The sequence below is a fragment of the Thermogemmatispora sp. genome (assembly GCF_019683755.1).
GTDB lineage: Bacteria > Chloroflexota > Ktedonobacteria > Ktedonobacterales > Ktedonobacteraceae > Thermogemmatispora.
The window spans coordinates 1-9,911 of the sequence record NZ_JADGHT010000165.1; the positions used below are offsets into that span (position 1 = coordinate 1).

At 58.8% G+C, this 9,911-nt stretch carries 8 protein-coding genes; 6 read left to right on the top strand and 2 right to left on the bottom strand.

Annotated features, from left to right (window positions below; all coding sequences use genetic code 11):
- The 5 genes from IRZ24_RS11755 to ispF form a co-directional block, all read left to right on the top strand.
- Positions 1 to 2,440: ATP-dependent Clp protease ATP-binding subunit (locus tag IRZ24_RS11755; RefSeq protein ID WP_297164315.1), on the top strand; the 2,440-nt coding region annotated here is incomplete at its 5' end.
- A 221-nt stretch (positions 2,441 to 2,661) separates the two neighbouring features.
- Positions 2,662 to 4,101 carry a DNA repair protein RadA gene (radA, locus tag IRZ24_RS11760; RefSeq protein ID WP_297164318.1) on the top strand — a complete coding sequence of 480 codons (1,440 nt, stop codon included), beginning with the start codon at positions 2,662 to 2,664 and terminating at the stop codon, positions 4,099 to 4,101.
- A 337-nt stretch (positions 4,102 to 4,438) separates the two neighbouring features.
- Positions 4,439 to 5,605, top strand: a complete 1,167-nt coding sequence (locus IRZ24_RS11765; protein WP_297164321.1) for a PIN domain-containing protein — start codon at positions 4,439 to 4,441, stop codon at positions 5,603 to 5,605.
- A 225-nt stretch (positions 5,606 to 5,830) separates the two neighbouring features.
- Positions 5,831 to 6,541, top strand: coding sequence for a 2-C-methyl-D-erythritol 4-phosphate cytidylyltransferase (gene ispD / locus IRZ24_RS11770; protein ID WP_297164324.1), 711 nt, complete (start codon positions 5,831 to 5,833; stop codon positions 6,539 to 6,541).
- Positions 6,538 to 7,032, top strand: a complete 495-nt coding sequence (gene ispF / locus IRZ24_RS11775; protein ID WP_297164327.1) for a 2-C-methyl-D-erythritol 2,4-cyclodiphosphate synthase — start codon at positions 6,538 to 6,540, stop codon at positions 7,030 to 7,032. Before ispD ends, ispF begins: the two co-directional genes overlap by 4 nt.
- 36 nt (positions 7,033 to 7,068) lie before the next feature.
- Here ispF and IRZ24_RS11780 read toward each other — a convergent pair whose 3' ends face one another.
- Together IRZ24_RS11780 and IRZ24_RS11785 are read right to left on the bottom strand one after the other, a co-directional pair.
- Positions 7,069 to 7,551, bottom strand: coding sequence for a DinB family protein (locus IRZ24_RS11780; protein WP_297164330.1), 483 nt, complete (start codon positions 7,549 to 7,551; stop codon positions 7,069 to 7,071).
- A gap of 216 nt (positions 7,552 to 7,767) precedes the next feature.
- Positions 7,768 to 8,733, bottom strand: a complete 966-nt coding sequence (locus IRZ24_RS11785) for a hypothetical protein (protein ID WP_297164333.1) — start codon at positions 8,731 to 8,733, stop codon at positions 7,768 to 7,770.
- 371 nt (positions 8,734 to 9,104) lie between these two features.
- On the opposite strand from IRZ24_RS11785, the gene IRZ24_RS11790 reads away from it, so the two are divergent.
- The coding region (locus IRZ24_RS11790) for a biotin/lipoyl-binding protein (RefSeq protein ID WP_297164336.1) at positions 9,105 to 9,911 on the top strand (807 nt) is incomplete at its 3' end.

The window sequence follows — 9,911 nt, forward strand, 5'->3', positions numbered from 1 at the left end:
GACAGAGCACCTCCTTTTGGGCCTCGTACGCGAGGGCGAAGGTGTGGCCGCCAAGGTTCTGGCGAATCTGGGTGTCGAGCTGAACAAGGTGCGCAGCGCTGTCGAGTTCATCATTGGGCGTGGTGACCGCATCGTGCTTGGGGAGATTGGCCTGACCCCCCGGGCCAAGAAGGTCATCGAGCTGGCGGTGGACGAGGCGCGCCGTCTGAACCACCACTACATCGGCACCGAGCACCTTCTGCTTGGCCTGGTGCGCGAGGGTGAGGGAATCGCCGCCGGTGTCCTGGAGAGCCTGGGCGTTAACCTGGAAAAGGTGCGCACACAGACAATCCAGGTGCTCAGCCAGTCCGGCTCGCCTCATGAGCGCGACGCCAAGCACTCGAAGACACCGACCATCGATGCGATGGGCGTGGATCTGACGGCTGATGCCCGTGCTGGTAAGCTTGATCCGATTATTGGACGCCATCAGGAGATCGAGCGGGTCATTCAGATCCTCTCACGTCGCACGAAGAATAATCCCGCGCTCATCGGTGAACCTGGTGTCGGTAAGTCAGCCATCGTTGAGGGCCTGGCGCAGCGCATCGTCGCCGGCGAGGTCCCCGAGACCATCGCGGGCAAACGTCTGCTCACGCTGGATGTCGGCTCCCTGGTGGCAGGCACCAAGTACCGTGGCGAGTTCGAAGAGCGCCTGAAAAAGATCATCGAGGAGATCCGCAACAGCCGCGACTGCATCATCTTCATCGATGAGGTCCATACGCTGGTGGGGGCCGGCGCCGCGGAGGGCGCAGTCGATGCGGCCAATATTCTGAAGCCGGCTCTGGCTCGTGGCGAGATCCAGTGTATCGGCGCAACGACGCTCGATGAGTACCGCAAGTATATCGAGCGCGATGCCGCTCTCCAGCGCCGCTTCCAGGAGGTCATCGTGCGCGAGCCGACCATCGAGGAGACGATCGAGATCCTCAAGGGTATCCGCGAGCGCTATGAGGCCCATCACCGCTTGACGATCACGGATGAGGCGCTCAAGGCGGCTACCGAGATGGCCAGCCGCTATATCACCGATCGCTTCATGCCGGATAAGGCCATTGACTTGATCGATGAGGCTGCCAGCCGCGTGCGCATGCAGCATTCACTGGCTCCGCTCAACCTGAAGGAGGCCAAGAAAGGCCTGGAGGCGGTGCTCCGCGAGAAGGAAGCCGCGATCCAACAGCAGGATTACGAGCTGGCTGCCGAGCTGCGTGACCGCGAGGTGAAGCTACGTGAGCGGATCGCCAAACTAGAGGCTGGCTGGCAGAAGGAGCGCGGCAGCGATCGCCCTGTGGTCGGTGAGGAGGAGGTCGCTCAGATTGTCTCCATGTGGACTGGCATCCCGGTGATGCGTATTGCCCAGGAGGAGTCTCAGCGTTTGCTCCATATGGAGGAGGCTCTCCATAAGCGCGTCATCGCTCAGGATGAGGCCATTGAGAAGATCGCGCGTGCCGTCCGCCGCGCTCGCGCCGGGCTGAAAGATCCAAAGCGCCCCATCGGCTCCTTCATCTTCCTCGGCCCAACCGGCGTCGGTAAGACTGAGCTGGCTCGTGCCCTCGCCGAGTTCATGTTCGGTAGCGAGGATGCTCTCATCAAAATTGACATGTCAGAGTTCATGGAGCGTCACGCCGCCGCCCGCCTGGTCGGCGCTCCGCCGGGCTATGTTGGCTACGAGGAGGGTGGCCAGCTGACCGAGGCTGTGCGCCGTAAGTCCTATAGCGTGATCTTGCTCGATGAGATCGAGAAGGCCCATCCCGATGTCTTCAATATGCTCCTCCAGATCTTGGAGGATGGTAAGCTGACCGATGCGAAGGGCCGCACGGTGGATTTCCGCAATACGATCATTATCATGACCTCGAATGTGGGTGCCACCTTGCTAAACCGCGAGGCATCGATCGGCTTCAAGCTGACGAAGGATAAGGAGCAGGCCTATAAGAGCGAGTACGAAGAGATGAAGAATAAGGTGCTCGGTGAGCTGAAGAACACCTTCAAGCCCGAGTTCCTCAACCGTATCGATGAGGTCATCGTCTTCCACTCGCTCCGTCGCGAGGATATGTATCAGATTGTCGATCTGTTGCTCAATCGCGTGCGCAATCAGCTGACCGAGCAGCAGATCGAGCTGGTGGTCCCGCAGCCTGCCAAGGACTTCTTGATCAAGGAGGGCTTCGATCCGCAGTACGGTGCCCGCCCGCTGCGGCGCACGATCCAGCGCCTGGTCGAAGATCCGCTGGCCGAAGGTCTGCTGGAGGGTCGCTTCCATGCCGGCGATGTGGTCGAGGCGGTAGTTGTTGGCAATGCCCTCGAACTGCAGGTGCGCAGCCGCGTGGAGCAGTTGCCTGCACCGGCTTCGCCGCAGGCGGCGCTCTCGGCTGGCAGCAGTGAGGGTAGTCCCGCTAGTGAAACCTTGCCAGGTTGATGTGTCTAGGGGAGAGTCACTACGGCGCGCAGGGCTGTGCCGTAGGCTCTCCCCTTTTTTTGCCCACGCTTGCTTGTTTCCTTGCTTGCTGCCCGCCAGAAGGGCTGTCTGCTCTAGGCGCGCTCCTTTGGCCTATCGATTGAGGAGTCTGCCGGAGAGGCGATCTGTGTCTGCCGTGCGGTCTTGGTTGCTTTGAAGTGAACGCTTCTGGTTGTCGACCTATGCCCAAATCTCGTACTCGCTTTATCTGTCAGCAGTGTGGTGGAGAGCAGACTAAGTGGCTAGGGCGCTGTCCTGACTGTGGTGCCTGGAACACGCTGGAGGAGGTAGCGCTGCCTGAGACCTCGTCTGGGGGGACAGCATCCTCGCCTCAGCGCCGCTATGCCCTGCTGACCGGAGCGGCTGCCAGTGCTGGCGCCTCTCCTGCGGCGCTGCTGCCGCAACCGCTTCCCCAGGTGAAGGCGCTCTCGCAGGAACGCCTTTCGGTCGGCTATGCCGAAATGGACCGCGTTTTGGGCGGGGGTCTGGTGCCTGGCTCACTGACCCTGGTCGGTGGTGAGCCAGGGATCGGCAAGTCAACCTTGTTATTGCAGGTCTCAGGTTATATTGCTGAGCATGTGGGGCCGGTTCTCTACGTCTCGGGTGAGGAGTCTAGTGAACAGATCAAGATGCGTGCCGAACGGCTGGAGATCCGCGGTGAGCGTCTCTATCTCTTAGCGACCGTCGAACTGGAAGTAATCTGCGAGGCCATTGCCCGTCTCAAGCCAGCCCTGGTGGTGGTCGATTCGATCCAAACAGTCTTTGCAACTCATCTGACTTCAGCTCCGGGCAGTATCAGTCAGGTGCGCGAATGTACTTTACATCTGATGCAGGTGGCAAAGAGTAGCCACATTCCGATGTTCATTATTGGTCATGTGACCAAAGAGGGCACGGTGGCAGGGCCGAAGGCCTTGGAACACATTGCAGATTGTGTGCTCTATCTGGAGGGGGAGCGCTACCATACCTATCGCCTGTTGCGTGGGGTGAAGAATCGTTTTGGCGCCACTCATGAGGTGGGAGTCTTTGAGATGCACGGCGATGGCCTGCAGGAGGTCCCCAATCCCTCCGCACTCTTTCTGTCAGAGCGCCCTGGGGCCGCGAGTGGCTCGGCGGTGGTGGTGAGCATGGAGGGGACGCGTCCGTTGCTGGTGGAGGTACAGGCCCTGGTGACTCCCAGCAATTTCGGAATCGCGCGCTGTACTGCCAATGGACTAGAGCATAACCGCCTGTTGATGCTGCTGGCGGTCTTGACAAAGCGGGTCGGCCTGGCGCTGGGCAATCACGATGTCTACACTAACGTGGTAGGAGGCTTCACGCTGGAAGAGCCTGCGGTTGATCTGGGTGTGGCGGCTGCCATCGCCTCTAGCTATCGGGATCGCCGTATTCCTGCCGATCTGGCCCTGATTGGCGAGGTCGGCCTTTCAGGCGAGCTGCGCGCCGTCAATCGCCTGGGACTGCGCGTGCGTGAGGCGGCAAAGTTAGGCTTCAAGCGCTGCCTGGTCCCCGCCAGTGGACGCGCAGAGCGGCTACGCCGCGAGTTGGAAGAGGCGGGATTGGCTGAGGAGTGCCGGGTGATTCCCGCCAGTACTCTTGCAGTTGCCCTGGAAATCGCGCTACACTAACCAGCAAGGATGGCTCTTGTCCGGTAACTGGAGCATCTGCTGAGCTTCAATAAAGGAGGTGAGTGTTTCGTGCTTTATCTAGGCTCTCACTCGCCGAGGTCGATCCTCGCTCTTGATTCTACCCCGGGAAAACGGTATACTTTATTGCTGGCATGACGATTTTTGTGATTCGACGGGCGCGTTTCTGGCGGTTCAGCACAGCAGGCCAGGCCCTGTTATCCGGAATCATCATTCTTGTTTGTCTCATTATCATCTATTCTGCTCCTGCCCGCATGCTTTACCTCACGCTGGCCCGTCGTCGGTGGTTGAACCTCTCACCCTTCTGGAGGCTGATGGGATGTCTGTTAATACGATCGCTCGCTGCATTGGGGCGCTTCTGGCTGCCAGCGTCAGTTTCTTCATCTTCTTCTTTGAACATCCTTTATCGTCACTCATGCCTGAAAAGCTTGAGTGGTCAGCTTCTATTGCTGTTGCCTGCGCAATCATCGCATTTGTGATTACTCCCTATGTGACCATTGTCCCCTACCGCTGGGTGAGCCACCAGCTACGTACGGTGGCAGTCAGCGATCTGATTGCTGGCACCATTGGGTTAATTGTGGGCCTGCTGATCTCTGTGCTCTTTGGCATCCCGTTGGGGGCTTTGCCGGAGAACTGGGGGCATATTTTGCCTGTGGTGGCGGCTCTCATCTGTGGGTATCTGGGGGCGATGGTGGCCGTGCTGCGTAAAAGCGAGCTGGCGCATATGCTTCAGTCGCTCTTTTTGACGCGCCGCCGCGAGCGGGAGGAGGAGCGCGAGCGCGAACGAGAGCGTGCCAGGGAGGCTGAAGCCCTGGCAACGACGACGGGACCGCAGATTCTGCTGGATACGAGCGCGATTATTGATGGTCGTATTGCTGATATTAGCCAGACGGGCTTTATCTTTGGCAAGTTGGTGGTACCGCGCTTTGTGCTCAATGAGCTGCAGCGTATTGCCGATTCTGCTGATACGCTGCGCCGCAATCGGGGTCGTCATGGGCTGGAGATGTTGAACCGTTTGCAGAAAGATGCGACAGTCCCTGTAGAGATTATGGATACAGAGATGGAGGGAAGCTCGGAGGAGGTTGATAGTAAGCTGGTCAAGCTGGCGCGCGCTCTCCATTGCCCGATTATCACCAACGATTTCAACCTCAACCGTGTCGCTGAGCTGCAAGGGGTGAAGGTTCTTAATATTAATGAGTTGGCCAATGCGGTGAAACCGGTGCTGCTGCCTGGTGAAGAGATTTCGATTAAGATTATGCAGGATGGTAAGGAGCTGGGCCAGGGAGTGGGCTATCTCGATGATGGGACAATGATCGTCGTGGAGGGAGGCCGCCAGTACATGAATATGACGATCGATGTGACGGTGACGCGCGTGATCCAGACAGTGGCGGGTCGCCTGATCTTTGCCTATCCAAAACAGGGCAGCGGCAATACGACGTCCCCTAGCAATCAGGGCCAGTCGACTGGTAAGCAGCGCCAGGGTTAGCGCCGGAGACATCTTTGGTCAAGGGTGGCCGATAGGCTGTCTGCCAGAGAAAAGAGGAGAGTTGGCCTGGTGGGTCGGTGCGCCAGGTGGTGGGGGATGCTGGGCCAGGCAAAAAAGGGGAGCTGGGTGCTCTTCGGCTGCTGGAAAACGTCATAGGAGATGTCGTGTAGGCACCACGCCAAGGGTGCCTCTCATTATAGGCGGAGGCGCTGGTGGATTATTGCTATGCAGGAACGTGCCGCTGTGGTAATTGTCGCCGCTGGTAGTAGCCGGCGTATGGCTGGTCGTGATAAGCTCTGGACACCGCTGGCTGGACGCTTGACCCTGGCCCGCACGGTGGATGTCTTTGAGGCCTGCCCGCTAATTCAGGCGATTGTGCTGGTGGTGCATCCCACGCGCGAGGCCGATAGCTGGGAGCTGCTGGCCGAAGAGGGCTGGCGTAAGGTGATCGCGGTGGTGGCCGGTGGGCCGCGGCGTCAGGATTCAGTGCGCGTAGGCCTGGAGGCTCTGGCTCGTCACCTGCCAGATACGCAGTGGGTGCTGGTCCATGATGGGGCGCGTCCCTTTGTCTCCTCTTCCCTAATTGAGGCCGGCTTGCAAGCGGCCCGTTTGCATCAGGCGGCGGTGGCCGCAGTTCCGGTCAAGGACACACTGAAAGTCGTCGAAGGCCGCTATGTCTGTGAAACGCCGGAGCGGGCTCGGCTATGGGTGGTGCAAACGCCGCAGGTCTTCGCTTTCTCTCTTCTCTGGGAGGCCCACCATGCTCGCTCGGCTCAGGCCGGTGAGGAAGAGGTAAGTGACGATGCAGCGCTGGTGGAAAGCCTGGGCTACCGCGTGGCTATCTTCCCCGGCTCATATACAAATATGAAGATCACGACACAGGAGGATTTCCTGCTGGCTGAGTATCTGGTGCAGCAGGAGACTGGGCTACGATGACATTGCGAATCGGGTGTGGCTTCGATGCTCATGCTTTCGCCCCCGCGCGACCACTGGTGCTGGCGGGGGTGACAGTCCCCTCAGAAATGGGCCTGGCTGGCCATTCAGATGCCGATGTGGTAATCCACGCCCTGGTAGATGCCTTGCTGGGAGCCGCCGCCCTCGGCGATATAGGGATGTATTTCCCTTCCCATGACCCTCGTTGGAAAGATCAAGCGAGCGCTCTTTTTTTGACCTATGCACGCGATCTATTACGCCAACATGGCTGGCGGGTGGTGAACATCGACGCGACAGTAATTGCGCAGCGCCCTCGCCTGGCCCCGTATATCCAGGCTATGCGCTTGCGGTTGGCGGAGCTGCTGGAGCTGCCGCTGACGCAGGTCAGCGTGAAGGCGACGACCACCGATGGCCTGGGCTTTACCGGTCGTGGTGAGGGCATCGCTTGCTCAGCTGTAGCTTTGCTGGAAGCTGCTTCCGGCTCCTCGATCTGAGGACGCATCTCACAAGAATGGAGCTGCCGGTACGCGCTAGGTACGCACCGGCAGCCCTAAAAGTTGGCGTGTCAGCTGAATGTGCCCCAGATGAAGAGCACAATGCTCGACTGCATGCAAGAGAGCATCGCGCACTATCAAGGGGCGGTCTGGCGGGGCGTAGCGGTAGCTAGTTGGCTGACTCACTGGCTCCTGCAGGCGGTTATCCGCCAGCGCATCTAAAACTTCATGCATCGCTTGCAACCATCGATCATAGCGCTCTTGTAATTCCGAAAAGCTACCTCTGGCCTGGAACTCGGCTGCACGATCGCGGCTGATCTGGCGCTGCCCAACTAGGGCCAGCACCCAGTACTCTGCGGCCCCGACGAGATGGGTCGCCAGGGCGAAGAGGGTGTTCGTCTCAGGCAGCTCTAGCTGCCGGTTCAGATCAGCTTCTGGCACGTCTTCAAGCTGGAAAAGGACATCACGTGTGAGACGCTCCAGGATATGGGCAAAGCAGGCTCCTTCGCTCACGCTCATCGGACTTCCTCCATCGCAAGAGAGCACTCGCAGAAAGCTGGGCTTTGCTGACATAGCGCTGTCCTGGCATCTAGCTAACATTATCCTATCACCTGCAGGTCGTCAGCGTAGAGGGAGGAGCTTATGAACTGATGATCTCATTTATCGCATTCTTCTCGAGCCGCGATCTGAGCTAAATCTCAAGGGCGAAGAAGCAAGATAGGACGCAGAGGAGCGTTATCCCTGACGGCAGATCAAGCCGAGGTTCTGCTCTGCTGCCAGGCGTACTGCTGTCAGCAAGCTCATGCCGTGAGTTGGAAGTACCTCATCGATCAAGCGCCGCTCCTGGGCTGAAGATGCTAGCCCCTGGCGAAAGCACTCGTAGTCCCTGGCTGCGGCCTCGGGGTCGGGAGCCGCAACAGCCCGCAGGCAATCAGCCAGGCGCCTGACCTCGGCTGGTGTCAGGTAGCCAATATAATGGCAAGAGGTACGACTCAAGAGATCCATCTGACCAGGCGTGGTCAGACTATCTTCGAACGGCAGAGCACGCCGTCCGCAAGCCAGGTACTCGAAAAGCGCCAGGGCCGCTGGCGAAATAGTAGCCAGCCAGCCACGCAGCCGTAGCAGATTGGGATGCTGCCCGAGAGACAGGCCGGCGGGCAACGACTGATCCGGGCTCAAACCGGAGCCGGCTCCTGCAAGCTCAAAATAGGTTTCGCTCAACTGGTAGGGGCTGTCTGCGCTCTCCTCGGCGGCCTGGCTGATCAGGGCCACGCCACTCCTCCTGGGAGCAGGTTCTGCCTCCCTGTCTGTCGTCGTCTTGGCCAGCAGCTCACCGCTCAGACAGTAATGCTCGACGATGGCGCCCCAGACAGTCGCCAGCGCCTCTGAGGGACGATGTAGATGGGGTACATAGCGATAGAGGTAGCGATCGCTCAGGGCCGTGAATTCCTCAGCGGAACAGAGCAAGCGATATTCATAAAGGCTATGAGGGCCGCGAGGTAAAGCAACGACGAAGGCCAAGGCCCGGGGCCAGGTACGGGCGGCTTGCATGGCAGCGGGCAGAAAGGCCTCCTCATGCGCCAAACGTGTGGCTGTGTAAAGCGCTTCAACCGCCGCTGCCTCATTGGCCATCAGCCAGCGTGCAAAAGCGGGCATCACCTGATCGCGGTAGCGCCGCCAGTCAAAGCCATAGATTACCATCGCTCTTGCTCTCTGTTGCTTCCTTATGAGTGGCAGACAGCTTCAGCCTCCATCAACGAACCGACTGGTTCAGCCAGGGGCCCAACATGGACTATCTGGCAGAGCAGACGCTAACGAGACTAGTACTGGGCCATCCTCTGTGTAACCCTGCTCTACCTTTATCGTACTCGCATATGGGGATTTTCCCAAACTGTTAGCTCTATGGTACTCTGGAAAGGAATAGCGGGCTAGCGCTCTTGACTCCGCCGCTTGCTCCCTCCCAGCGGTGAACGGTGTCACTGCTCATGTATCTTAGAAAAAGAGGGTTGTTTTGTGCATGGATGGAATTGACTGTAATACATATGATTTTTTGCTAAGGAGCTGATGGCCATATGGCTGAGCAAGAGCATGCTGAGAGAAAAGAGCAGATTATTCCCGATTTCTATGATCAGGAGACGCAGCTCTTTGAGGAGTTCAATGAACCAGCACCTGCGCTCCCCTGGTGGCGGCAACGGCGCTGGCAGATCCTCCTCATCCTTATTTTGCTGTTTCTGCTCATTGGGGGGAGCGCTCTCACGGTTGTCGCTCTCAGAAAGGGGAGAGTGACCTATCAGTATCAGCGCGTTACACGTGGGACCTTTACCCAGGTGGTCAATGCCACTGGGACCTTGCAGGGGAGCGTCTATAACGTCAATGCTCCGACGAGTGGTAAGATCACCGCACTCTATGTCAGTGTGGGCCAGCAGGTGCGTTCTGGTCAGGTGCTCGCTAAGCTCGATTCCACTTCGCTGCAGGATGCCGTCAATCAGGCCCAGGCTCAGGTAAATGCTGCTCAGACGGCGCTGACTGATGCTCAGAACAACCTCAGCAAAGTGCAGGCCCAGGTCAATGCCAGCCTGGCCACAGCCTACGATCAAGAACAGAATGCTCTTTATAACTGCGACCATCCGGCCTTAAATCAATCAGTTCCACCAAATTGCAAGCAACTGGCCGAAGACCAATATGCCCAGGCTCAAAGCCAGGCAGAGGCGCAGCTCGCTTCGGCTCAGGCGCAAGTGGACAATGCTCAGAGCCAACTGAAGACCGCCCAGGCCCAACTGGCCACGGCGCAGCACAATTTAAACCTTACCACTATTACAGCTCCCCATGCTGGCGTGGTAGCCACAATTAATGGCAGCGTCGGCAGCTATCCCGGGGGT